29 protein-coding genes are annotated in these 24,962 nt (G+C 41.3%); 20 read left to right on the top strand and 9 right to left on the bottom strand.

The genetic code is table 11. The features are described from left to right. Positions 1–7 precede the first annotated feature (7 nt). Together ACP69X_RS12345 and vrrA are read right to left on the bottom strand one after the other, a co-directional pair. Positions 8–952 carry a 4-hydroxy-3-methylbut-2-enyl diphosphate reductase gene (locus ACP69X_RS12345; protein ID WP_024423011.1) on the bottom strand — a complete coding sequence of 315 codons (945 nt, stop codon included), beginning with the start codon at positions 950–952 and terminating at the stop codon, positions 8–10. Between the two features lie 157 nt (positions 953–1,109). Next, a complete protein-coding gene (gene vrrA / locus ACP69X_RS12340) occupies positions 1,110–1,814 on the bottom strand; it encodes a VrrA/YqfQ family protein (protein ID WP_411264275.1) in 705 nt (234 codons plus the stop codon). Positions 1,815–1,970: 156 nt separating this feature from the next. Between vrrA and ACP69X_RS12335 the strand changes: the two genes are divergently transcribed. Both ACP69X_RS12335 and ACP69X_RS12330 read left to right on the top strand, forming a co-directional pair. Beyond that, positions 1,971–3,290 (top strand): DEAD/DEAH box helicase, encoded by a 1,320-nt coding sequence (locus tag ACP69X_RS12335; protein ID WP_024423009.1) that lies wholly within the window; start codon positions 1,971–1,973, stop codon positions 3,288–3,290. A gap of 9 nt (positions 3,291–3,299) precedes the next feature. Further along, positions 3,300–4,193: a deoxyribonuclease IV gene (locus tag ACP69X_RS12330; protein ID WP_039180018.1), complete on the top strand. Its 894-nt coding sequence runs from the start codon at positions 3,300–3,302 to the stop codon at positions 4,191–4,193. Between the two features lie 48 nt (positions 4,194–4,241). Here the strand turns inward: ACP69X_RS12330 and ACP69X_RS12325 are convergent, their stop codons facing one another. Continuing rightward, positions 4,242–4,496 carry a DUF2624 domain-containing protein gene (locus ACP69X_RS12325; protein WP_024423008.1) on the bottom strand — a complete coding sequence of 85 codons (255 nt, stop codon included), beginning with the start codon at positions 4,494–4,496 and terminating at the stop codon, positions 4,242–4,244. A 140-nt stretch (positions 4,497–4,636) separates the two neighbouring features. On the opposite strand from ACP69X_RS12325, the gene ACP69X_RS12320 reads away from it, so the two are divergent. From ACP69X_RS12320 to ACP69X_RS12300, 5 genes are all read left to right on the top strand, one after another. Next, the gene (locus ACP69X_RS12320; RefSeq protein WP_024427967.1) at positions 4,637–5,518 is read left to right on the top strand and encodes a YitT family protein; all 882 of its coding nucleotides are present in this window, start codon (positions 4,637–4,639) and stop codon (positions 5,516–5,518) included. A 135-nt stretch (positions 5,519–5,653) separates the two neighbouring features. Continuing rightward, positions 5,654–6,430 (top strand): metal ABC transporter ATP-binding protein, encoded by a 777-nt coding sequence (locus ACP69X_RS12315; RefSeq protein WP_041086224.1) that lies wholly within the window; start codon positions 5,654–5,656, stop codon positions 6,428–6,430. Continuing rightward, positions 6,430–7,290 (top strand): metal ABC transporter permease, encoded by an 861-nt coding sequence (locus ACP69X_RS12310; RefSeq protein WP_041086222.1) that lies wholly within the window; start codon positions 6,430–6,432, stop codon positions 7,288–7,290. Before ACP69X_RS12315 ends, ACP69X_RS12310 begins: the two co-directional genes overlap by 1 nt. Continuing rightward, positions 7,268–7,696, top strand: coding sequence for a Fur family transcriptional regulator (locus tag ACP69X_RS12305; protein ID WP_012010595.1), 429 nt, complete (start codon positions 7,268–7,270; stop codon positions 7,694–7,696). Before ACP69X_RS12310 ends, ACP69X_RS12305 begins: the two co-directional genes overlap by 23 nt. Before the next feature lie 119 nt (positions 7,697–7,815). After that, positions 7,816–8,733, top strand: coding sequence for an ROK family protein (locus ACP69X_RS12300; protein WP_075611650.1), 918 nt, complete (start codon positions 7,816–7,818; stop codon positions 8,731–8,733). A 66-nt stretch (positions 8,734–8,799) separates the two neighbouring features. On the opposite strand, the gene ACP69X_RS12295 is transcribed toward ACP69X_RS12300, so the two are convergent. Continuing rightward, a complete protein-coding gene (locus tag ACP69X_RS12295) occupies positions 8,800–9,378 on the bottom strand; it encodes a 5' nucleotidase, NT5C type (RefSeq protein WP_041086218.1) in 579 nt (192 codons plus the stop codon). A 139-nt stretch (positions 9,379–9,517) separates the two neighbouring features. On the opposite strand from ACP69X_RS12295, the gene ACP69X_RS12290 reads away from it, so the two are divergent. Further along, positions 9,518–9,880, top strand: coding sequence for a DUF308 domain-containing protein (locus ACP69X_RS12290; protein ID WP_024423002.1), 363 nt, complete (start codon positions 9,518–9,520; stop codon positions 9,878–9,880). A 43-nt stretch (positions 9,881–9,923) separates the two neighbouring features. On the opposite strand, the gene ispG is transcribed toward ACP69X_RS12290, so the two are convergent. Then, complete coding sequence (ispG, locus tag ACP69X_RS12285; protein ID WP_024423001.1) at positions 9,924–11,039, bottom strand: flavodoxin-dependent (E)-4-hydroxy-3-methylbut-2-enyl-diphosphate synthase; 1,116 nt, start codon at positions 11,037–11,039, stop codon at positions 9,924–9,926. Positions 11,040–11,144: 105 nt separating this feature from the next. Then, on the bottom strand, positions 11,145–11,447 hold the full coding sequence (locus ACP69X_RS12280) for a hypothetical protein (protein WP_073979113.1): 303 nt from the start codon (positions 11,445–11,447) through the stop codon (positions 11,145–11,147). Positions 11,448–11,644: 197 nt separating this feature from the next. On the opposite strand from ACP69X_RS12280, the gene ACP69X_RS12275 reads away from it, so the two are divergent. After that, positions 11,645–12,190, top strand: coding sequence for a GNAT family N-acetyltransferase (locus ACP69X_RS12275; protein ID WP_411242828.1), 546 nt, complete (start codon positions 11,645–11,647; stop codon positions 12,188–12,190). Positions 12,191–12,264: 74 nt separating this feature from the next. On the opposite strand, the gene ACP69X_RS12270 is transcribed toward ACP69X_RS12275, so the two are convergent. Then, complete coding sequence (locus tag ACP69X_RS12270; RefSeq protein WP_041086211.1) at positions 12,265–13,023, bottom strand: DUF1189 domain-containing protein; 759 nt, start codon at positions 13,021–13,023, stop codon at positions 12,265–12,267. Between the two features lie 145 nt (positions 13,024–13,168). Between ACP69X_RS12270 and ACP69X_RS12265 the strand changes: the two genes are divergently transcribed. The 9 genes from ACP69X_RS12265 to pstB (ACP69X_RS12225) all read left to right on the top strand — a co-directional run bounded on the left by ACP69X_RS12265 (position 13,169) and on the right by pstB (ACP69X_RS12225) (position 22,767). Beyond that, a complete protein-coding gene (locus tag ACP69X_RS12265) occupies positions 13,169–13,654 on the top strand; it encodes a DUF456 domain-containing protein (protein ID WP_039180001.1) in 486 nt (161 codons plus the stop codon). A gap of 182 nt (positions 13,655–13,836) precedes the next feature. Then, on the top strand, positions 13,837–14,445 hold the full coding sequence (gene sodA / locus ACP69X_RS12260; protein WP_007501264.1) for a superoxide dismutase SodA: 609 nt from the start codon (positions 13,837–13,839) through the stop codon (positions 14,443–14,445). Between the two features lie 121 nt (positions 14,446–14,566). After that, on the top strand, positions 14,567–15,853 hold the full coding sequence (locus ACP69X_RS12255; RefSeq protein WP_041086207.1) for an MFS transporter: 1,287 nt from the start codon (positions 14,567–14,569) through the stop codon (positions 15,851–15,853). Positions 15,854–15,975: 122 nt separating this feature from the next. Further along, positions 15,976–18,111 (top strand): peptidoglycan D,D-transpeptidase FtsI family protein, encoded by a 2,136-nt coding sequence (locus ACP69X_RS12250; protein ID WP_041086850.1) that lies wholly within the window; start codon positions 15,976–15,978, stop codon positions 18,109–18,111. Between the two features lie 214 nt (positions 18,112–18,325). After that, positions 18,326–19,243 (top strand): phosphate ABC transporter substrate-binding protein, encoded by a 918-nt coding sequence (locus ACP69X_RS12245; RefSeq protein WP_269103264.1) that lies wholly within the window; start codon positions 18,326–18,328, stop codon positions 19,241–19,243. Between the two features lie 79 nt (positions 19,244–19,322). Continuing rightward, positions 19,323–20,249, top strand: coding sequence for a phosphate ABC transporter permease subunit PstC (pstC, locus tag ACP69X_RS12240; RefSeq protein WP_426052711.1), 927 nt, complete (start codon positions 19,323–19,325; stop codon positions 20,247–20,249). Then, on the top strand, positions 20,249–21,133 hold the full coding sequence (gene pstA / locus ACP69X_RS12235; protein WP_025092964.1) for a phosphate ABC transporter permease PstA: 885 nt from the start codon (positions 20,249–20,251) through the stop codon (positions 21,131–21,133). Before pstC ends, pstA begins: the two co-directional genes overlap by 1 nt. 23 nt (positions 21,134–21,156) lie before the next feature. Further along, positions 21,157–21,969: a phosphate ABC transporter ATP-binding protein PstB gene (gene pstB, locus ACP69X_RS12230; RefSeq protein ID WP_034280171.1), complete on the top strand. Its 813-nt coding sequence runs from the start codon at positions 21,157–21,159 to the stop codon at positions 21,967–21,969. A 15-nt stretch (positions 21,970–21,984) separates the two neighbouring features. Then, a complete protein-coding gene (gene pstB, locus ACP69X_RS12225) occupies positions 21,985–22,767 on the top strand; it encodes a phosphate ABC transporter ATP-binding protein PstB (protein WP_426052710.1) in 783 nt (260 codons plus the stop codon). Positions 22,768–22,808: 41 nt separating this feature from the next. Here pstB (ACP69X_RS12225) and ACP69X_RS12220 read toward each other — a convergent pair whose 3' ends face one another. Both ACP69X_RS12220 and ACP69X_RS12215 read right to left on the bottom strand, forming a co-directional pair. Next, entirely contained in the window at positions 22,809–23,309 is a 501-nt protein-coding gene (locus ACP69X_RS12220) for an endolytic transglycosylase MltG (RefSeq protein ID WP_024422990.1), read from the bottom strand. Further along, positions 23,306–23,653: a hypothetical protein gene (locus ACP69X_RS12215; RefSeq protein WP_024422989.1), complete on the bottom strand. Its 348-nt coding sequence runs from the start codon at positions 23,651–23,653 to the stop codon at positions 23,306–23,308. Before ACP69X_RS12215 ends, ACP69X_RS12220 begins: the two co-directional genes overlap by 4 nt. A gap of 413 nt (positions 23,654–24,066) precedes the next feature. Between ACP69X_RS12215 and rpmG the strand changes: the two genes are divergently transcribed. Further along, positions 24,067–24,216 (top strand): 50S ribosomal protein L33, encoded by a 150-nt coding sequence (gene rpmG, locus ACP69X_RS12210; protein ID WP_008360061.1) that lies wholly within the window; start codon positions 24,067–24,069, stop codon positions 24,214–24,216. 48 nt (positions 24,217–24,264) lie between these two features. Further along, positions 24,265–24,825, top strand: a complete 561-nt coding sequence (locus ACP69X_RS12205) for a 5-formyltetrahydrofolate cyclo-ligase (RefSeq protein WP_404461425.1) — start codon at positions 24,265–24,267, stop codon at positions 24,823–24,825. Positions 24,826–24,962 lie beyond the last annotated feature (137 nt).

Here is a 24,962-nt window from a genome sequence, read left to right as displayed (position 1 = left end):
CGTTTTCTTATTTCTTTGTTTTGACGCGAGGTAAAATTTTAGAAAGAGGAACGGTCCGTTCAATCTTCCAAGTCGTTTCATCATCCGGTTCATAGTTTTCTAAGAAACGAATGACTTCCTTTGTAATAGGTGTTGGTGTTGAAGCACCAGCAGTAACAGCAACGGTTTTGACGCCCTGCAGCCACTCCAGCTTGAGTTCACTTAAGTCGCCAATACGGTAAGCCTGCGTTCCGGCTATCTCCATTGACACTTGTGCGAGACGGTTGGAGTTATTACTTTTTGGATCGCCGACAACAATGGTTAAATCGGCTTGACCAGCTTGCTGCGAGACAGCTTCCTGACGCACCTGTGTCGCAAGGCAAATTTCTTGATGATACTCGACGTGAGGGTATTTCTCCTTAATCAGCTCCATCAGATCGTGGACATCCCATTGAGACATCGTCGTTTGGTTCGTGATGAGCAGTTTTTCTGATGTTAGATCGAGCGCCTCAATATCGGCTTCTGTTTCGACAAGATGTACCTTGTCAGGGGCTACTCCGACAGCTCCTTCTGGCTCAGGATGCCCTTTTTTCCCAATATAAATAATGTCATAGCCATCGGCTGTTTTCTCTGAAATAAGTTCGTGGGTTTTCGTGACATCAGGACAGGTCGCATCAATGGCGACAAGGCCTTTTTCTTCTGCGATTTGACGAACCTCAGGAGAAACGCCGTGAGCCGTGAAAATGACTGTTCCGCTTTCCACCTGCTTTAAAATGTCTAAGCGGTTTGGTCCGTCCAGTGTGTAGATTCCATCTTCCTCGAAGGCATCAGTGACATGTTTGTTGTGCACAATCATACCTAATATATAAATTGGGCGTGGCAAGTTCTTATCAAGTGCGGCATTTTTAGCAATGACCATTGCATCCACAACGCCATAGCAATAGCCACGCGGCGATATTTTAATTACATTCATTTATTCGTCCTCCTGTAGGGAAGTGCTGCTAGAGAAGAACAATATAAAAAGCCGTAAAAAACGGCTTTTTATCATTCTCTTGCTTCCATTATAGCCAAAGTAAGCGTATATATCAAAGATTGTTATACGCAGTGAACACTTCGCCGTTAAAAGATCACTAGACATATAGTTTTGGAACAGAGCTGCCAGATCTTTTTTTCGGTTTTGCTTCAGGAGCAGGTGATGTGTGTGGTGCTGCTTTTTTGACAAGGATGTCTTCGGGTTCAACATTTTCTTCTATTTCATCAGTTTGTGCTTCTTCCTCGGGCACTTCTGTTTCTGCGCTGGTCTCCGTTGATTCTGCATCATCATCATTTGTACTTGCTTCATCATCGTCCGCACTGCCAAGCTGGCTGTACAGTTTAATCATTGCAGGCAAATTTCTCACTAAAGGACCGTATTGCTGAATCATTGGCGTAAATTGCTGCGCCATCCCGAGCACTTTTTGAACATTTCCTAACATGCTTGAGAGAGTCGCAGGATTCGTGAAGCTCTGGATTCCTTGTAATCCCGCACCACCTCCAGAGACTCCAGCTCCTCCTGCGCCAGGAAGAAATTTAGAGAGCATGCCTTTAATTCCTGCTCCGCCGCCTAGTGCACGGCTCTCACCTCCTGGAATTCCGCCCATCCCGGGTAAACCGCCTCCCTGTACAGACGGGGAGCGAGGCATCATTTGCTGAAATGGATTGCCTTGCCCTTGAAAAGGCTGTTGGATAGGAGGCTGCTGCCCTCTTTGAAACATTCGGGGCTGTCCGCCATTTCCAAGGTGCCGGCGTGAGGGGCGGCGCGGCTGAAAATCGCCCATAGGCCTTTGCCCTAACATACTTGTACCTCCCTTACTGCATTCTCTTTCTCTTCATAGGTTATGCAAGGAAGCATCAATTGGTTTCCTGTAGGAAAAGCGGACATGGTTTTTTTACTGAAAATCAGCTATAATGAGGAGATGAGCAAAAAGGCATTTGCCTTAAGGAGTGAAAACATGAAAGAAACAAAATTTACGACATATGAATTAAAGCCTTTTATTATAGATGCTATTCATGAACTAGGCTTTTATGAGCCGACTGATATTCAAAAAAGAATCATCCCTGCTGTTTTAAAAGGAGAAAGCGTGATTGGCCAGTCACAAACAGGAACAGGAAAAACTCATGCGTACTTACTGCCGCTGATTCATTCAATTGATCCAAGCAAAGAGCAGGTACAAGTCGTGATTACTGCGCCTACAAGAGAATTAGCCAATCAAATTTTCAAAGAAGCTCAAACGATTTTAAAGAATGCTTCTCCAGAAGAAGAGATCAAAGCAAAGCTTTACATTGGCGGAACGGACAAGCAAAAATCAATTCAAAAGCTAAAAAACCAGCCGCATTTGGTGGTCGGCACACCTGGACGTATTGCTGATCTCATTCATGAGCAGGCGCTGAATGTTTACAAAGCGACCTCTCTTGTCATTGATGAAGCGGATTTAATGCTTGATATGGGATTTTTAGAAGATGTAGACCGTATTGGTGCACAAATGCCAGAACAGCTGCAAATGCTTGTGTTCTCTGCAACCATCCCAGAAAAACTAAAGCCTTTCCTGAAAAAATATATGGACAATCCAAAGTATGCGCATGTTGAACCAAGACGGATTACAGCAGAAAACATTCAGCATATTTTAGTTCCATCTAAACAGCGTGATAAATTAAAATTGCTCCATGAAATGGTGACGAATGTACAGCCATATTTAGGGATCATTTTTGCCAATACAAAAACAACTGTTGATGAAATCGCATCGTTCCTACAAGAAAAAGGAATGAAAATCGGTGTGCTTCATGGCGGATTAACGCCACGCGAACGTAAAAAAGTCATGAAACAAATTGAAGATTTGGAGTTCACTTATATTGTGGCATCTGATCTTGCAGCTCGCGGAATTGACATTAAAGGCGTCAGCCACGTGATTAACTATGAACTTCCATCTGATCTTGATTTTTATGTGCACCGCGTTGGAAGAACAGCTCGTGCTGGTTCATCTGGAATTGCCATGACCATTTATGAACTGGCTGATGAGGATGCACTCATTCAAATTGAGAAAATGGGCGTTGTGTTTGAAAACAAAACCATTGTTCATGGCGAATGGCGAGATGCAGATGACCGTCTGAAGCGTCAAAGACGTAAAAAAGCACCAAATGAAATTGAAGAAAAAGCAAAACGTCTTGTGAGAAAACCGAAAGCCGTCAAACCTGGATATAAAAAGAAAATGACACGTGAGATGGATAAAATCAAAAGACAGGAACGTAGAAAGTCAAAGCGTAATGGAAAGTAGGGGGAAACATTGTTAAAGATTGGTTCACATGTATCCATGAGCGGAAAACATATGCTTCTTGCAGCGAGTGAAGAAGCTGCCTCTTATGGTTCAAATACGTTTATGATTTATACAGGTGCACCGCAAAATACGCGCCGCAAAAAAATCGAAGACCTCAATATTGAAGCTGGACAAGCGCATATGAAAGAGCACGGCATGACAGATATCGTCGTACATGCTCCGTATATTATCAATATTGGAAACACAGTGAATCCCGCGACATTTGAGCTTGGGGTAGACTTCCTTCGCTCTGAGATCGAGCGTACGGAAGCGCTAGGTGCAAGGCAAATTGTCCTTCACCCAGGTGCGCATGTTGGAGCAGGGGCAGAAGCAGGGATTCAAAAAATCATTGAAGGCTTAAACGAAGTCATTGTGAAAGGTCAAGAGGTTCAAATTGCACTTGAAACAATGGCAGGAAAAGGATCAGAGTGCGGAAGAAGCTTTGAAGAGCTTGCCCAAATTATCGACGGCGTGACACATAACGAAGCTCTTTCTGTCTGCTTTGATACGTGTCACACGCACGATGCTGGTTACCCGATTGTGAGTGACTTTGATGGTGTATTAGAAGAATTTGATCGAATCGTCGGTATTGATCGAATCAAAGTTCTTCATATTAATGATAGTAAAAACGTACAAGGCGCAAGAAAAGACCGACATGAAAATATCGGTTTTGGTGAAATTGGTTTCGATGCACTGAACTATATTGTGCATCATCCACAGCTTCAAGATGTGCCGAAAATTCTAGAAACGCCTTATGTAGGTGAAGATAAAAAGAACAAAAAACCACCTTACAAATTCGAAATTGCGATGCTGAAAGAAAAGCAATTTGATGAAGGCTTACTAGATAAAATTACGGGTCAGTAAAAAAGGATGCAACATGTTGAGGTGCCGCTAAATGCGGCCCTTTTTTGCTTAACTTGTAAACTGGTTAAACAAATCATTCACAGTCTGTGCTGTCTGTTTAGAAGTAATCGCTTCCACTTGCTTAAGAAGCCTGTTACGCTCTGAGTCATTAAAAATATTGATGTTTTTGCCGTTCATGAGTTTGGCAACCTCAGCAGCTTGATGAGACGTTAAACTGACACCATACTGTTTCGCATACCTTAACAGATCATTTGCTGTGATCTGATTGAGCCGCTGCAGGACAATTTTTTGAATTAAAATCAATTCCATTCCTCCCCTCTGTAACAATGTATGGGCGAAAACGGAAAATGTGCAAAAAATTTTATTTTATTCTGTGAAATGATAAAATAGTAAAGTGGATAAAATGTTCATTGGAAATTTAACTTGTGTAGAAGGGAGAACGTATGGCAAATAGTAAACAGCATAGAAAGGAATCAGTGCCTCATTTTATTTTGAGAATTTTTCTGATTCTAGTAGGAGCTGCATGTGCAGCAGTCAGCATTGAATTATTTTTAGTGCCAAACAATATTATTGATGGGGGCATCATCGGCATTTCGCTTATTTTGGATTATCTCTTTACAGATAACCCGTTTATTAATTTTGCGACGATTGTTGTCATTTTAAATATTCCATTTATGATATCAGGATACAAGCATATTGGGAAAACCTTTTTGATTTCCACTGTGATTGGGATTGTCAGCTTAGCCGTGATTGAATCTTCACTTCATCATGTGGAGGCATTTACAACACAGCCGATTTTAGCCACTGTATTTGGTGGGCTATTACTTGGATTTGGTGTTGGACTTGTCATCCGTAATGGAGGTTCAATGGATGGAACAGAGATCTTGGGAATTCTTCTGACGAAAAAAATTCCTTTCTCCGTCGGTGAGTTTGTCATGATCGTCAATGTGTTCATTTTTATTTGGGCGGGCTTTGTTTTCGGACCAGAGCAGGCTATGTATTCTGTCATGACATATTATTTGGCAATGAAAACAATTGATGCTGTCATTCAAGGGCTTGATGAAACAAAAGCTGTGATTATCGTATCAGATTATTATGATGAAATTTCAGATGCGATTCTGCATCGACTCGGCAGGGGAACGACAAAGCTGAGAGGAAAAGGCGGCTATACAGATGAAGAAAAAGATGTCATCTACGCCGTTGTCACAAGGCTAGAAATTACAAAGCTGAAATCCATCGTATTTGAAATTGATGACCAAGCATTTATCACGATTATGGATACGCATGAAACAAAAGGCGGTAAGTTCAAAACAGCCATTCATTAGCTTTTATTTTACTTTTTTATCTTTCTTTTATATAATGAAATGTATGTATGGACAGAGAAAATGGCAAAAGCCATTTTCTTTTTGTTGTATAAATCGTAATCATTCTTTTTATATTGATTAAAGGTGGAAAGATTCATGGCAAAGCCAATTATTGAAATGAAGGACATTTCGTACTCATATGGACAGCGAAATGTCATTGATCACATTCATTTAACAGTAGAGGAAGGAAACTTTCTAGCACTTGTTGGACCGAATGGTTCTGGTAAAACAACTTTATTAAAATGCCTGCTTGGGCTCATTAAACCGCAGCAAGGTGAACTAAAGCTATTTGGCACGCCTGTTTCAAAATTTAGAGACTGGGATCAAATTGGATTTGTTTCTCAAAAGGCGAATAGCTTCAATACGGGTTTCCCTGCTTCTGTATATGAGGTCGTCGCAAGCGGATTGACTGCGAAAATTGGTTTATTTAAACGAATGAGCAAGCAGGATAAATGGCAAGTGGAAGATGCCATTCGCTCAGTCGGTATACAAGATTTAAAGCATCAAAACATCGGGGAGCTTTCTGGAGGGCAGCAGCAGCGCGCATTTATTGCCCGTGCGCTTGTCAGTCAGCCAAAGCTGCTCATTTTGGATGAGCCCACAGTTGGGGTAGACCAGCGGACAGTAGAAGGCTTTTATCAGCTGCTCGAAACATTGAACAAAGAAAGAGGAATGTCTTTAATTCTCGTCACACACGACGTTGGCACCGTTTCCGATAAAGTCACCCATGTGGCTTGTTTAAATCAGACACTGCATTTCCACGGGGATGCGGAAGCGTTTGATTCAATGGATGATCAGGCGCTATCCCAATTTTACGGGCATGACATTCAAGTGATTCATCACGACCATCACCATCATGGGGGACATGAATAATGCTATTTCCATTTTTTCATTATGAATTTTTACAAAATGCGTTTATCGCAGGGTTACTGATTGGTTTTATTGCGCCCTTACTTGGTGTATTTATTGTCGTAAGAAGGCTCTCGCTTATTGCAGATGCCCTCAGTCACGTATCACTTGCCGGTATTGCCGCAAGTCTATTTCTTGATAAAAAGTTTGGCCTTTTGACAGGGGTAAGCCCGCTGTACTTAGGGATGGCTTTTTCTGTTGCTGGTTCATTGTTTATTGAACGCCTGCGCTCCGTGTATAAACATTATCAGGAACTTGCCATTCCCATTATTTTATCAGGGGGAATTGGGATCTCCGTCATCTTCATTTCACTAGCGAATGGCTTTAATACAGATTTGTTTAGTTATTTATTCGGAAGTGTCAGTGCGGTGTCAAGACTCGATCTTTGGATTATTGTAGGGATCTCACTCGTTGTTGTGTTAGTTGTTGTGCTTTTATATAAAGAATTGTTTTTGCTTTCTTTTGATGAAGAGCATGCAAAGGCTTCTGGTATTTCAGCAAAATGGATTCATTTTATTTTTATCTTAGTCGTCGCACTTGTGATTGCGGCATCGATGCGTATCGTCGGTACACTGCTTGTGTCGGCGCTCATGACGCTTCCTGTTGCGGCAAGTATCCGCATAGCCAAAGGATTCAAACAGGCGATTTTCCTTTCGATCTTGTTTGGTGAATTGTCTGTATTAGCCGGACTGATCTTGAGCTATTATCTTGATTTAGCGCCAGGCGGAACGATTGTGATACTGTCCATCTTGATTTTAATCGGGTGTATTAGTATCGGGAAATTCAGAAGGGGGAATCAACATGAACGTACAAGAAGCGCTTGATTTATTAAAGGAAAAAGGCTACAAATATACAAGCAAACGTGAAGATATGCTTCAATTGTTTTCTGATTCTGATAAATACTTGACCGCTAAAAATGTGCTAACGGCACTGAGTGAAGACTATCCCGGACTCAGCTTTGATACGATTTATCGAAACTTGTCACTATATGAAGACCTTGGAATATTAGAAACAACGGAATTGTCAGGGGAGAAACTATTTCGTTTTAAATGTTCATTTTCTCATCATCACCATCATTTTATTTGTCTTGCATGCGGTAAAACAAAGGAGATCGATGCCTGTCCTATGGACAAGCTTGATGCCGATCTAGAGGATTATCATATTAGCGGACATAAATTTGAAATATACGGAACTTGTCCTTCTTGTGAACCGAAGGAAGTTCACTCATGAAAAAGCCAGCCATGGAGCTGGCTTTTTTGTTTTGTCTTTTGAAAACGTTTTACAAAGGGAGGGTGTTTCATTAAAATGAGATCAAGGTACTACATTTTGAAGTAAAGGGAGGGTTAAAAGTGGCCTATTACGTCGTGTTTGATGTAGGCGGGACGAGAACGAAACATGGATTAATGGATCAGGATGGAAAGCTGGTCTCTAGCGGTAACTATCAGACGAACTGCCGGCAGCTTGAACCGTTTTTAGAAGCCATGGCGGATGTGGTTAGGGAATATCAAAGGATGACGGACGTCAGCGGTATCGCCATCAGTCTTCCTGGCTTTGTGGATAGTGAATCAGGTTATACAGAATTTGCAGGCGCCATCATCGCCTTAAATGGTCAAAATGTAAAAACACTTTTAGAAGAGAAAACGTCTCTTCGTGTAGAAGTGGAAAATGATGCGAACTGTGCAGCTCTTGCAGAAAAATATAGCGGTCATGCGAAAGATTGTGACAGCTTTATTTGTATGACAATTGGCACGGGTGTCGGCGGGGGTATTTTTGCTAATGGTCAGCTTGTGCGCGGTGCATCCTTCCGTGGTGGTGAATTTGGCATGATGCTGACAGAGACGGAAAATGGCCAGTTTACAACTCTTAACAGCAGCGCTTCAACGGCTGGATTAATTCGGAGCTATAAGGAAAAGCAAGGAATTCCGCAAAGTACTCAAATAGACGGTCAAGAAATTTTTGAAAAGGCGAAGCATGATCCGGCCATTGAGAAGCTGGTGGATCAATGGTACAAGCGAATAGCCATTGGCGTTTACAATGTAGCGACTGTTCTTAACCCAGAGAAAATCCTCATCGGCGGAGGCGTAAGTGCAAGACCAGATTTATTACAAAACATTGAAAAACATTTACATACACTGCATGCGTGGAAGAACATTCAGGTGAAGCTGGAAACTTGCTACTACTTGAATCAGGCAGGAATGAAGGGGGCACTGTACCATTTTCTCATGAAAGAAGGGCAGCTTGCTCCATCAAAAAAGCCGATACATTAAATGTATCGGCTTCAGCGTGTAGACAAATCCTCGTGTTTGTTCCGCTTCGGTGCTCGCTCAGTTACATTAATAAGCAGTTTGCAGACGCTGCTCGTATTGTTGGATCCATTGAGATGCCTCCTGCCAGTTGTTTACACGTATAATTCTGTCGTCGATTGGCATCTGGTTATAAGGGGAGTTAAAAAGGATAACTGGGATGTCAGCCTCTTTTGCAATCATTGTGGCATTGCCATGATGGTCCTCAAAAAATACATCAATCTTGTGCTTTTGAACGGCTTCCAGCTTATGATGACCGCCAACGAGCTCAATGCCATCATAGTGAACGTGGTGTTCTTGAAACCATTTGTAGGTGATATCTGCATGCTGCTGCCTTCTTGCTGTAATATAAATCAGCCTATGCTGCTGCTTCAATTGATCGAGGATCACTTTTGCACCCTCAGCAGGCTTTGCCTGTTTATAAATAAGAGGCTCATGCTCATTCATCCAGCCCCAAAACTCTTCTTGAGAAATCTTCAAAAGCTTCGTCAAATCATACTCTGTCATATCATCTAGTGTCATGGCACATTTGAACGACTCATTTAAGTAGGGAACAAAGGTATCCTGCGCCGTCACTGTACCATCAATATCAATTCCTAAACGTAACATGCCCACACTCCTCATTTTTATACTCTTAAAGTGTAACATAATCAATTCACAATTCCAGCAAGTTTTAGCAAACATGAAACAGACATTTTTGCTCATACTAAAAAAGCTCCTTTCTATTAACCAAAAGGGGGAATTGATCATGGAAAGAGACGAGGATTTCAGAAGAAATGATCGTGAAATCGACACACACTTTAGTAATGATGATGGCTATTTAGAGGAAACAGCTGCTGAAATTGCAGAGCCATATCAAGCTTCAAGAGATCGAGAAGATAGACGAGGACGTGACCAAGCAGGTGACGATTCAGGCAGTAAAGGGATAGGCTATACAGCACTCGCGATTGCGATTATCTCATTATTTGTCTTGCCGGTGCTATTAGGGGTAGCGGCAATCGTCGTTGGTTATATTGCACGAAGAAAAGGAGCACATGCGCTTGGCGCGTGGTCAATTGGGATCGGAATTGTTTCCGTCATCCTAGGCATATTTATCACCCCGTTCTTTTAACAAGAACAGAAAAACGCCTGACTATGACGTCAGGCGTTTTTTGTTAAGCATTCGCTTGTTTTTCTTTTTCAGCTTCCATTTTCGCATAATGTTCTTCGGCGATTTTATCGATTTCTTTTTTCAGTTCTTCGACCATTGTTTCTTCAGGTACTTTACGAACAATTTCACCTTTACGGAACAATAAGCCTTCGCCTCTAGCACCTGCGATTCCGATGTCCGCTTCACGCGCTTCACCTGGACCGTTTACAGCGCAGCCGAGAACAGCTACTTTAATCGGTGCTTTGATTTTAGAAATATATTCTTCGACTTCATTTGCAATGCTGATAAGGTCAATTTCAATTCGTCCACAAGTTGGGCAGGAGATCAGTGTTGCTGCATTTGATGCAAGACCAAATGATTTCAACAATTCACGTGCTACTTTTACTTCCTCAACTGGGTCCGCACTTAATGAGATTCGGAGTGTGTTCCCAATCCCCATATTCAAAATAGCTCCTAGTCCAGCTGCACTTTTGACTGTACCTGCAAATAACGTACCTGATTCTGTAATCCCAAGGTGAAGAGGATAATCAAAGGCTTTAGCCGCTTTTTCGTATGCCTCAATTGCAAGGTTTACATCAGATGCTTTCATACTGACGATGATGTCATGAAAGTCGAGGTCTTCTAGAATTTTAATGTGATGCAGTGCACTTTCGACCATACCATCTGCAGTTGGGTAGCCGTATTTATCAAGAATCTTTTTCTCTAATGAACCAGCGTTTACCCCAATACGAATTGGAATGCCTTTTTCTTTTGCTGCTTTAACAACAGCTTCGACTTTTTCTCTTCTTCCAATGTTTCCTGGATTGATTCGGATTTTGTCTGCGCCTGCTTCAATCGCTTTCAGTGCAAGCTTGTAGTCAAAATGAATATCCACAACAAGCGGGATGTTAATTTGTTTTTTAATGTCCGCAATTGCATTTGCTGCACGTTCATCTGGACATGCGACACGCACGATTTGACAGCCTGCTTCTTCTAAACGTTTAATTTCAGCGACTGTCGCTTCGACATCATGTGTTTTGGTTGTTGCCATACTTTGAATGACAACCTCATTATTTCCACCTATAGTTAAAGGTCCCACTTTGACGGGACGCGTTTTAGTACGATGTGTGACTTCACTCACTTGTCAATCGCTCCTTAGTGTACAAGCAATTCTTTGCCGTGTACGTCGTGTTTTACAGTTCATATTGTAACAGTCTCTTTGTATGAATGACAAGGAATTAACGTTTTATCTCTTATAGACAGGAAACTTATATGTGCTGCCTGCTCTGATTTCGTTCGCTTTAACACCTTGATTCAGCTCCTCGAAATCTTTAATGACATCATCAAGTGGCTTGCTTGTATGTACGATGGAGAGGACCGTTTCACCTTGTTTTACCGTGACGTTCTTATATTTCTTTTTCTCAGCTGTTTGAAGGGCACTTGCTGGAACGGCTGGATTTTCTTCAACAGGAATGGTTCCATTTTTTAAATCAAAAAAGATAATAAAGAGGACAAACAAACTGATTAGTAAAAAAAGAATTCGCCGCATTTTACTCACCGCTTTTAAGAGTTTACTTCAGTCTATGCATGTCCTGAAATGATAGAACCAAAAAGAGGAGAAAAGCTGGAAAGGATGGTTCTAGTTAGTTCTAGTATGTCTTGTAATAAAACTGCTTGGGTCGTTTGTGTAAATAGGAGAGCAATCTCATATGACGATTATGATAAAATAAAAAAGGGGGAGATTTAATGAAGAAAGTTAGTCAGCATATATATGTGAGAACACTAACAGAAAATGATGCAGAATCACTGTTAACATTAGAGCTTGAGAATCGCTCATATTTTCAGGAATTTACACCTTTGATCAAAGATGATTTCTTCACGTTACCTCGTCAAATTGAACGAATTCAGCGGAGTAGGCAAAGAAGTGCACAAGATGAATCTTATATGCATGGTATTTTCTTAAATGAAACAGGTGCTTTAATTGGGACGATTTCATTAAGTTCTGTCGTAAGAGGTCCGATAGAAGGAGCTTGGCTCGGGTATGTACTCGATCAAAGGCAGGGCGGAAAAGGGTATATGACAGAAGCCATTCGTTTAATCATTGACCATGCCTTTTTTGAGTTGAATCTCCATCGAATTGAGGCTGGAGTAAAGCCGAGTAACAAGGGTTCCATTCGTGTGCTTGAAAAGACAGGTTTTGAGAATGAGGGACTAAATCGTAAAAAAGTAAAGATTAATGGAGTGTGGGAGGATCATTATTTATTTGCGATCATCCATCCAGATGAGTCCTAGCGCATGAACATACATAAAAAGCTCCTCCGAGACGGGGGAGCTTTCATCGTGTAGACAAATCCTTGTTGGATGGATCATTTGCTTTTTTTTGCAGGTATTTCTTTTACAACAAGATATAAAAAGATAAAGTTAATGACCCAATTTAATAAAAATGAGTTTGCAACAGGCGTGTTTAATGCACTCATGATGGCGAAAAAGACCGTTGTTAATGTGAGTGAATAAGCGGAGAGCTTCCAAAGCATTTGGAAAGACAGCTCTTTTTGCTGCATTCGTTTAATAAATGTACCAAGCATCGCAAGGAATGTTGCGCTAATAAACATGAGAGCCGCAGTTGATAAATATAGCAGTACACAGATGACAGGGATAATAATCGCTTGGTTCTGATTTGTGACGCGAGCGAGTTCATCTTTTGTCAGAGTTCCACCAAGGAGCTGGTATGGAATATCTGTCATTTGTCCATCAATGGCAATCACTGCTTTTTCCTTTAATAAAGCGATGGCCGTTTGCTTTGATTCAAGTTCACTTGCTTTTATTTTTTCAGCAGGATCAAAGATGATCGTAATGCCGTTTTCTTCTTTTTCTATTGGTGCACTTTGATCCGATTGAAGCTTTCCTTTTTCAATTGAAAAGTCGGGTAAATCTTTTTTGATCACGTGCTGAAATCCTGACATCGCATTTGAGATTTCTTGGCTCATATGATACCCCTGAGGAACTGCTGCGATAATCGAGAGGATAAAAATGAATAAAATCGCTTTACCGATTCCTGTAAATCTTGCTTTAGCAATATCTTTCGGTGAATAAATTCCTTTTAACAATAGATTAAATACGTTCAATACCCATTCACTTCCTACATTCTTTTCTATTTCTCATATTGTATCAATGTCTATCCATCAAGTACAAGTATGGCCCTCATCACTGGTTAAGATAGAAGGAATGAGGCATAATGTATACAGCATATAAAAAGGAGGCGGTAGGGTCTTGGACGTGCTTTATTGGATACTGATTGGCTGTGCATTTATCATTGCGTTTGTTGGACTGGTTTATCCAATTATTCCGAGCGTGGTCTTTATGGTACTCGGATTTATTCTATATGGTTTCTTCTTTAGCTTCGAGCCGCTTACACTGACGTTCTGGCTCATTCAAGCCATGTTTACTGCCGTCTTATTTGCGGCAGATTATGTCTCAAACCTTATTGGGGTCAAGCGCTTTGGCGGCAGCAAGGCGGCTATTTGGGGAAGCACCATTGGGTTATTGGCTGGTCCTTTTGTGATCCCCATTGCAGGAATTATTATTGGTCCATTTCTCGGGAGTGTCATTGCAGAGCTCCTTGTTCATCAGAAAGATTTGAAGACGAGTGTGAAAGTCGGATTAGGCTCATTAATTGGATTTGTATCAGGTGTTTTTGCAAAAGGATTGATTCAGGCGCTGATGCTGGGCATCTTTTTATTTTATGTCCTTCGCTAAGTTAAAAAAGGGTGTTTAAAACTTTATCTAAAGGGCTAAATACAAAATAAACACTGAAATGTTCCAGAACATGAGCAATAACGTTGAAACAAGCTGTTTCTTTTGATACTCTTTGAGTAGGGTGAATTGCTGACTTACAAAGGAAGCATTTCAGTACATACATTTTAAGGAGGAAATTAACCATGGCTTTTAAACTTCCAGAATTACCATATGCTTACGATGCATTAGAACCACATATCGACAAGGAAACAATGACGATTCACCACACAAAACACCACAACACATATGTAACAAACTTAAACAAAGCAATCGAAGGTGTATCAGCTCTTGAAGATCAATCAATTGAAGAGCTAGTGGCTAACTTAAACTCAGTGCCTGAAAACATTCGTACAGCTGTACGTAACAATGGCGGAGGACATGCGAACCACTCATTATTCTGGACGCTTCTTTCACCAAACGGTGGCGGCGCACCAACTGGTGAACTTGCAGATGCAATCGAAAAAGAATTAGGCGGATTTGAAAAATTCAAATCTGATTTCGCTGCAGCAGCTGCAGGACGCTTTGGTTCTGGTTGGGCTTGGCTTGTTGTGAACAATGGAAAACTTGAAATCACAAGCACGCCAAACCAAGATTCTCCTTTAACTGAAGGAAAAACGCCAATTCTAGGACTAGACGTTTGGGAGCATGCTTACTACCTAAACTACCAAAACCGTCGTCCTGATTACATTTCAGCATTCTGGAATGTTGTGAACTGGGATGAAGTAGCTCGCCTTTACAGCGAAGCAAAATAATGATTTGATTCTAAAAGACCTGCTTTCAAGAGAAGCAGGTCTTTTTATATTTTCCCTCCTTTTTTTACATATCTGCCTTTTGATGAGACAGACTATTGTGTAGAAAAGGAGAATGAATGGTATGAGCAGATTAAAGAAAATGTTCGGGGACATGGATGTTACAAGAGATTTATTGCTCCTCCTCACGATTGGCGGGTTATACGCACTTGCCATTGCGCTTTCTAATACGTTTGTAAATGTGTACTTATGGAAACAGTCTGGGAAATTCACGGATCTTGCGATTTATAACTTGGCCATTGTGGTGCTTCAGCCCATTACGTTTTTATTTGCTGGCCGGCTCGCTAAAAAAATAGACCGGGCGTTTGTCCTTCGTTTCGGTGTCATCTTTTTAGCCGCTTTTTATTTAATTGTCTTAATGGCAGGAGAACAAGCGGCCGCACGGCTTGTTTTATTGGGAAGTGTCCTTGGGATCGGCTATGGTTTTTACTGGCTTGCTTTTAACGTACTCACCTTTGAGATCACCGAGCCTGAAACAAGAGACTTCTTTAATGGGTTTCTCGGGGTACTTACTTCAACTGCCGGCATGATCGGTCCGCTTATTGCAGGTATTGTCATTTCTCAGTTAACGGATGATACAGGCTACACAGTCATTTTCACGTTATCGCTTTTTTTGTTTTCATTAGCTGTTGTGATGAGCTTTTTCCTCAAAAGAAGGCAATCAAAAGGCAAATTTATCATCAAACAAATTTGGAAAGAGCGTCATTCAGATGAGAATTGGCGCAGGATTACAACAGCTCACTTTTTTCAAGGGCTTCGTGAAGGGGTCTTTGTCTTCTTAATCAGTGTCTTCGTGTTTATTGCAACAAACAGTGAGCTTGCTCTCGGGACGTTTGGTTTAGTGAATTCAGGTGTAGCCTTTTTTGCTTATTTCTTCGCAACACGTTTGATTAAGAAAAAGTGGCGGAAGAAGGCGATTATGCTTGGCGGGCTGATTTTATACGGCGCCTTATTTTTAATCATCTTTCACTTGTCCTATGTATCACTTCTTATGTATGCAGTAGCCATTGCGATAGGATATCCGCTCCTGCTTGTTCCTTATGTATCCTTAACATATGATGTCATCGGCCATGCAAGGTACGCCAGAAAGGCCCGAATTGAATATATTGTGGTCAGAGAGCTATTTTTAAATGCCGGCCGTATTTGTTCGATCGTTTTGTTCCTGTTGTCTGTCACCTTACTAGGTGATGAGCTCGGAATCCCAGCATCACTTGTTGTGCTCGGGGCGGGACATACCCTCATTTATTATTTTGTAAAAGATATTCATTTGAAAGAAAAAACAGCTGATATGAAAGAGGCTGACGGTCAAAAGCCAGTTTCTCACACGAACCTTATTAAGGGAGAAAGGTAAAATTTCTTACCAATGGAACATCAAATTTCTAGATAAATGATAGAAAAACCGCTAAAATGATGATGGCACCTTTTAAACACAAAAAGGGGTGCCATTTCTTTCTTGATAGAAAAGGTGATGTGATGAGAAACAAGAAAAACAAAAAAGACGCGAAGGAAGGGCGCAAAACACTTCCGATCCGGCTGAATTTATTATTTTTAGCTGCGTTTATTATTTTTACCGGTGTTGTCGTTAGACTCGGGTTTGTGCAAATTGTCAATGGAGAAGATTATAAAAAGCAGGCAGAAAAACAAGAGGATGTGAATGTCAGCTCATCTGCTCCGCGCGGAAAGATTTACGATCGAAACTACAATACGATTGTCAGCAATAAAGCGCTAAATGCCATTACATATACGAGAACCTCGACGACTTCACAAGAAGAGCGGCTCAAAGTGGCATCAAAATTAGCGGATATGATTCATGTGAGTACGAAAAAAATCACAGATCGTGACAAAAAAGATTTCTGGATCTTAACGCATCCGAATGAAGCGAAAAAGCTTGTTCAAAAGGAATCAGAATTAAAGGGTGACGATAAGGTCTCTGATGATAAACTATATGAGCTTCAGCTAAAACGCATCACAGACAAGGAATTAAATCAACTGACGAAAAAAGATTTACAAGTGCTTGCCATTAAAAGGCAGATGGATGCAGGCTATGCACTTACGCCTCAATTTATTAAAAATGAAGATGTAAAGCCAAGCGAAATTGCTTACGTTTCTGAGCATTTGGACGAGCTGCCAGGTGTTGATGTAACGACAGACTGGTCACGCAGCTATCCGTATAAAGGACTGCTCCGCAGTATGCTTGGCAGTGTGTCTTCGAGTGATGAAGGTCTTCCGCAGTCACTTCTTGAGCATTATCTATCACTCGGCTACAGCCGAAATGACCGTGTAGGAAAAAGCTATCTCGAATATCAATATGAAGATGTCCTGCAGGGCCAAAAGGAAAAAGAACAGAGTACAACTGATAAACAGGGCAATGTCACAAGCTCTAAAGTGTTAACAGAAGGTAAGAGCGGGAAAGACCTTGTGCTGACAATTGACATTCAGCTGCAAAAAGCGGTTGAAAAAATTATTGAAAAGAACTTGAGAAGTGCGAAACAAAGAGGGGGAACTGAGCTTCTTGACCGCGCATTTGTTGTCATGATGGACCCGAGAAATGGAGAGGTTCTCTCTGTTGCGGGTAAGCAGATTTCAAACAAAAACGGAAAATACAAGTTCGATGACTACTCATTAGGAACGATGACATCCTCATATGCGATGGGATCAGCTGTAAAAGGGGCAACGGTACTGACCGGATATAAAACAGGCGCTATTCATATTGGAAGTACCCAATACGATGAACCGCTCTATATCGCCCAGTCACCGCCAAAGAAATCCTATCAAAATATGGGACTCATTAATGATTTAACAGCATTAGAGCGTTCATCAAACGTGTATATGTTCAAAACAGCGATCGCCATTGGGAAAAGCGAATATCGTAAGAATCAGCCGCTCCCAATTGATCCGAAAGCATTTGATACGTTCCGCTACAATTTCAGTAAATTTGGTCTTGGCGTCAAAACTGGTATTGACCTGCCAAACGAGGCAACGGGCTACAGAGGAACGTCTACACAATCAGGTCTCTTACTTGACTATGCGATTGGACAGTATGATACGTTTACACCGCTGCAAATGGCGCAATACGTTTCAACCATTGCAAATGGCGGGTATCGTTTACGTCCGCAGCTTGTCAAAGAAGTGAGAGAGCCAGATCCGCAGCGCGGCATTGGAGCTGTGACAGAATCCGTCAAACCAGATGTATTGAATAAGCTAGACATGACAAGTGATCAAATCAAGCGTGTCCAGCAAGGCTTCAAGCTTGTGATGCAGAACCCAAGAGGGACAGCCTATTCAAACTTTGGCAATAAAAAGTATAATCCAGCTGGCAAAACAGGAACCGCTCAATCATTCTATGACGGTCCAATTAAGAGCAAGCGCGGTACACCGACATATAACACAACTCTTGTAGCATACGCGCCTGCTGATAATCCTGAAGTGGCCATTTCCGTTGTCGTGCCATGGGTGTATCAAGACTACAACCAGCGCTATCCAATTACAAACGATATTGGGGAACAAGTATTAGACAAGTACTTTGAACTGAAATCAAAACAGGAAAGCAATGATACACAGGCGAAAAACAAAAACAAAATTGAAAATGAAGCAGAAACAAATAACTAGACCATTCATAGGTAAAAACGCTCACTTTTTGTGGGCGTTTTTTTACGTTTTCTTCAAAAATTCCGATATAAATTGACAAAATTCATAAAAAACGCCGCAATTTCTCTACAAAACTTCGACATTTACAAAACCTTAACATTCCATTTAAACGAAATTAATAAAGAACCTTTAATGTATTACTCGTAGGACAAATTATTCAGGGGGTATTCTTGAAATGAAAAAGAACAAATTATGGCTGCTTACTTTCCTTACTATCGCATTGTTAGCATTCGTCACAGCATGCGGAAACAGCAGCTCAAGCGGAGATTCAAAAGACAGTAAAGGAAATGCTTCAAACAAAGATGAGGCATCAGGTTCCATTACCATCTCAGGATCATCTGCGATGCAGCCTTTAGTTCTTGCGGCAGCAGAAAAATTCATGGATAAACATCCAAAAGCCGATATTCAAGTACAAGCCGGCGGTTCAGGAACAGGACTTTCTCAAGTTTCAGAAGGATCTGTACAAATTGGTAACTCAGATGTATTCGCTGAAGAGAAAGACGGAATCGACGCAAAAGCTTTAAAAGACCACAAAGTAGCAGTTGTTGGAATGGCCGCAGCTGTAAACCCTGAAGTGGGTGTCAAAGACATCACAAAGGACGAATTGAAAAAAATCTTCACTGGTAAAATCAAAAACTGGAAAGAGCTTGGCGGGAAAGACCAAAAAATCACGCTTGTCAACAGACCTGATTCTTCAGGAACTCGTGCAACATTTGTGAAATATGCACTTGATGGTGCAACACCTGCAGAAGGAATCACAGAAGATTCTTCAAACACAGTGAAAAAACTGATTGCAGAAACACCAGGTGCGATTGGATACCTAGCATTCTCTTATTTAACAGATAACAAAATTACACCGCTTAGCATTGATGGTGTGAAACCAGAAGAAAGCAATGTAGAAAGCGGTAAATATACAATTTGGGCATACGAGCACTCTTATACAAAAGGTGAGCCGGAAGGTCTAGCAAAACAATTCTTAGATTACCTTATGAGTGACGAAGTACAAAAAGAAATCGTTAAAGACCAAGGCTACATCTCAGTCTCTAATATGAAAGTAGAAAGAGACGCAGCAGGCAAACAATCAGATAAGTAAGAGGTCTTGAATTGCTGATGAAGGAAAAGTGGAGCATTTCACTTTTCCTTTTATGACATTCATAGGAGTGTAGAAAAAGATGAAGCAGATAGAACATACAGAAGCGAGCGATCGGCTGATCAGCTCGAAAAAAAATAGGCAAATGGATGAAGTAAGAGGAAGTATTTTGGTGAAATTCTGCGCATTCTTAATGATTGCAGTATCCATCGCCATCACCATCTTCCTTGGCATTAAGGGTTTACAATCTTTCATCGTAAATGGTGTAAGCCCAATTGAGTTCTTAACCAGTATCAATTGGAACCCAACAGCAGAAAACCCGGAGTACGGCGCATTTCCTTTTATCTTTGGATCGATCGCCGTCACGCTTCTATCGGCACTTATTGCAGCGCCGCTAGGCATCGCAGGAGCGATCTTTATGACAGAAATTGCACCTGCATGGGGCCGGAAAATTCTCCAGCCAGTCATTGAATTGCTTGTAGGGATTCCATCCGTTGTTTACGGATTCATAGGTCTTACAGTATTGGTGCCGTTTATTGGACAATTCAAGTCAAGCGGCTCAGGGCACAGTTTGTTAGCGGGAACGATCGTTCTGTCTATTATGATTTTGCCAACCGTTACATCTATTGCAACTGATGCAATGGCTTCACTTCCAAAAAGCTTACGCGAAGGATCGTATGCACTTGGCGCAACAAGATGGCAAACGATCCGACGAGTTCTTGTGCCAGCAGCGTTCCCGACGTTAATGACAGCGGTTGTGCTTGGAATGGCAAGAGCATTTGGGGAGGCCCTTGCCGTTCAAATGGTCATTGGAAACACACGTAATTTACCAGAGAGCATTATGGATACAGCTGGTACATTAACAACCATTATTACGTTAAACATGGGACACACAACGTATGGAAGTGTTGAAAACAATACACTTTGGTCAATGGGGCTTGTCCTTCTAGTTGTATCATTTATGTTCATACTCATTATCAGATACTTGTCGTCTAGGAGGAAGATTTAATGAATAGCAAAATGACCGATCGTTTTGCCACGTTTGTTTTTGGATTATGTGCCGCCATTATTACGGCGATCCTAGTTGGTTTGTTTTCTTATATCATTTTCAACGGTGCAAAAGAATTAAACTTTGACTTTTTGACAACCCGCTCAAGTGCGATTGGCTCTGGCGGCGGCATTAGGGATCAGCTGTTTAACTCGTTTTACATTTTGTTTATTACAATGCTGATCACAGTACCACTTGGTGTCGGCGGCGGAGTGTACATGGCTGAATATGCGCCTCAAAACAAAGTCACTGATTTTATTCGCACATGTATTGAAGTGCTGTCGTCACTTCCTTCTATTGTCATTGGTATGTTTGGTTTACTCATGTTTGTCAATTTAACAGGCTGGGGCTATACGATCATCGGAGGAGCTCTTGCGCTCACGGTGTTTAACCTGCCAGTGATGGTCAGGGTGACAGAGGACGCGCTTCGCTCTGTACCGAAGGATCAAAAGGAAGCATCACTTGCGCTCGGTGTGACGAAATGGCATACAGTGAAGACGGTCCTGATTCCTGGTGCGATTCCTTCTATTATTACCGGTGCGATTTTAGCATCAGGAAGAGTTTTCGGGGAGGCAGCAGCGCTTCTTTTCACAGCAGGTCTCACCACACCGCGTCTTGACTTTACAAACTGGAGTCCATTTTCTGATACGTCACCGCTGAATATTTTTAGACCGGCAGAAACATTAGCCGTTCATATATGGAACGTCAATACACAAGGAATCATTCCAGATGCAGAGGCCATTGCAAATGGTGCATCAGCCGTACTTGTGCTTTCAGTTTTAGTATTCAACTTAGCAGCTAGATGGCTTGGTTCATTTATTCATAAAAAGCTTACGTCAAAATAATGTGAGAGAGGTGTGAAGGGGATATGGTTCAAATGCTAGCAGAAAAAAAAGAGATTGCAGCAAAAAAGGCTCCACTTCAAGCGGAACAGATTTTACAGGTACAGGATTTAAGCATTTATTATGGTGAAAAAAGAGCAGTCAATCACATTTCATTTGAAATTGAGAAGAACGCAATTACCGCATTAATCGGCCCATCTGGCTGCGGGAAATCAACCTTTTTACGCAGCATTAACCGCATGAACGACTTGATCCCAGGTGCGAGAAGTGAAGGGGCGATCATGTACGAAGGGCTCAATATTTTGGATGACCGCATTAACGTGGTCAATTTACGAAGAGAAATCGGCATGGTTTTCCAAAAACCAAATCCATTTCCTAAATCAATCTACAATAACATTACCCATGCGTTAAAGTATGCGGGTGAAAAAAGAAAATCAGTGCTTGATGATGCGGTAGAGGAAAGCTTAACAAAAGCGGCGCTGTGGGATGAGGTCAAAGATCGTCTGCACCGCTCAGCTTTGTCATTATCCGGCGGTCAGCAGCAGCGCCTTTGTATTGCCCGTACACTTGCGATGAAGCCTAGCGTTCTTTTATTAGATGAACCTGCTTCTGCCCTAGACCCGATCTCAAATGCAAAAATTGAAGAGTTATTATCAGAGTTGAAAAATGATTATTCGATCGTCATTGTGACACACAACATGCAGCAAGCGTTACGTGTATCTGATCATACGGCCTTTTTCCTAAACGGTGATTTAGTAGAATATGATGCCACTGAACGTATCTTTACACGTCCTGCGCAGCAAAAAACAGAAGACTATATCAATGGTCGATTTGGATAAGGCGGGTGGATTTTGATGAATGCAGTAGCAACTGAAACAGCAAAAAAAGAAGTGTTTCGTGTGAATGATATGAACCTTTGGTACGGACAACATCACGCACTGAAGCATATTGATTTAGACATAAGAGAGCATGAAGTCACAGCAATTATCGGTCCGTCCGGCTGCGGAAAGTCAACGTTTATCAAGACCTTAAATCTCATGGTCAAAACAGTCCCAAGTGTGAAAATTACCGGGGATATGATGTATAACGGTGACAATATTTTAAAAGGCCGCGTCGATCTCGTGGAACTGCGTAAAAACGTCGGCATGGTCTTTCAAAAAGGGAACCCATTCCCTCAATCTATCTTTGATAATGTCGTCTACGGGCCAAGAATTCACGGGGTGAAGAGCAAGCAGCAATTGAAAGAAATCGCTGAAAAAGCGCTTCGTGATGTTGCCCTTTGGGATGAAGTGAAAGATCGATTAAGTGCGCCTGCATTAGGTCTTTCTGGCGGTCAGCAGCAGCGTCTTTGTATCGCAAGAGCTATTGCTACAAGCCCAGACATTTTACTAATGGATGAACCAACATCAGCGCTTGATCCTGTCTCCACATTAAAGATTGAAGAATTGATTATGAAATTAAAAGAGAAATACACGATTGCCATTGTGACGCATAACATGCAGCAAGCGGCCAGGGTATCAGATAGAACAGCCTTCTTTTTAATGGGGGAGCTTGTTGAGATCAATGATACGAATGTGATGTTCTCTGAGCCAAATGATCAAAGAACAAATGATTATATATCTGGTCGATTTGGATAACAAAACCCCCTGGAGGTCAGTGCCGCCAGGGGGTTTTGTTGTTATTTTGTTAAGGCTTTGACGATTTGTTTGAACGTCATCCCTGTTTTTAAATTGAACTTGCCTGCACGAATTTCTTTATGGTAGCCGGCGTCAATCACGTAATCATTAAAATCTTTAGACGAGTTGATGATTCCGTCCTTTTCAAGCATGTCTGAAACATCACTTGTGCTCATCCCGTTTTTAATAACGAATTTGACCGATTTGCCTTTAGGCTTGTCTGATGTTTCTTTATCATTTTTAGAATCGCCGTCTTCATTTGCTTTCAGTGCTTTTTCTTTATAATCAAGAAGCTGCTGATATGTTTCACGGCTGACGGAGACTTCTTTTTTAGAGTCTAAATAGTTTTTCACATCAGTGTCTGTTACTTTCGCTGCGAGCGTTTCTTTTGTGGTTGTATCAGCCGCCGCTTCATCTTTTCCAGTGAGGAAAAAAACGATTGCCAGAACACCAGTTGCAAGAATCATACCTGCCGCAAACGTTTGGATGCTTTTTTTCGTCATACAAGCACCTTCTCGTTGTCTTTAATGATCATGTTGACCTCATCTACAGATACATGCTCAGCGCGCGCAATAGCCTCAGGAGACATGCCATTTTGATGCTTTGAAATGATTTGTCTTGCGATAGATGGATCAATTTCTGAATGTTTGCGGACGACAATGTTTGTTTCAAGCAATTCTTCTTCAAGAACCTTCATTTTCTTTTTCAGTTTATAGATTTCTTGCATTGCAGATAGTTGAAGTGTTTCAAGTTCCTGCTCGACTTCTTTAATCGGCTCTCTTTGAAAATATGAGAATGCGATCAGTACGATACTGACAACAAGCAATCCGATAATTGCAATTTCCATGTTTCATCACCTTTTATTCGTATTTTAATGCTGAAAACCATAAAAGGCTTTCATGATTGTTTCAGACAGTTTTCGACCCTTCTTTTTTATACCATAAAAAAGCTAGTTTCAAAAGGAATTGCTGAAAAAATCACCTTTTTTTCATCTTTTTTCTTTTTATATGAAAAACGAGTATGAAAATCTTGCTCGCTGTCAAAATAAAAGAGGGTTTCTCATGTATACAGTACGACAAAGATTGACGTTTTATAGGGGAGTAGGCCATTTTTCATGAAATGACCGTGCGATATAGATCAGAACGCAGACAGATTGCACTGAAATTGAAATTGGTGAAAAAACATTCTAGCATTCCTAAGCTAGAAGTGGTATTATAGTTAGGTCTGAATGTGAATTGATTTTAGTTTGGAGGGAAAAACATGCGCGTAAATATTACTCTAGCTTGCACTGAATGCGGTGAGCGTAACTATATTACTAAAAAGAATAAGCGAAACAATCCAGATCGCGTTGAATTCAAAAAGTATTGCTCACGTGATAAAAAACAAACTTTACATCGTGAAACAAAGTAAGCAGCAGGGAATTTTCCTGCTGTTTTTTTATGATGGGAGATGATCTGTGTGAAAAAGGAACTTCGCCTTCAAACATTAGCCAATCTGGATCAGATGAGTGCTGAGGAATTCGAGCGAAGCACCGCTTTACTTCATGAGCACTTGTTTCAGCTGTCAGCATGGAAAGAAGCAAATACGATTGCACTCACCATGTCTAGAGGAAAAGAGGTACCGACAATGCCTCTCATTGAAAAAGCCTGGCAGGAGGGAAAAACAGTATGTGTACCCACCTGTTTTCCGGAAACAAAAGAGATGACGTTTTATGAATATACACCGGAAACGAAAATGATATCCCGCTACTTTGGGCTATTGGAGCCCGACCCTATGGCGTCGGCCGCTGCATCTAAAAAATCAATCGATTTGATCATTGTGCCTGGGGTGTGCTTTGATCGACAAGGCTACCGTATCGGATATGGAGGCGGCTATTATGACCGCTACTTAGCTGACTATCACGGCGAAACGCTTGCCCTTTGCTTGACAGTACAGCAAACCGAGCATATTCCGGCTGAAACGCACGACATCCCGGTCTCAATCATGGTCAGTGAGAAAGGTACCATATATTCAAAATAAAGTCCGCTGCTTATACGTATGAACGGGCTTTTTGTGTTGAGCGAAGGTCTTGTTTGTGATCAAAAGTCACATGAAAGATAGCGATCAACATTCTTCATTAAAAAGCATTTTAGCTGACGGGGGGATATGTTTTGAAA

The sequence above is a fragment of the Bacillus sp. DC4300-2b2 genome (genome assembly GCF_049895685.1).
GTDB classification, from domain to species: domain Bacteria; phylum Bacillota; class Bacilli; order Bacillales; family Bacillaceae; genus Bacillus; species Bacillus safensis.
This window is presented reverse-complemented; position numbering and strand designations above follow the sequence as displayed.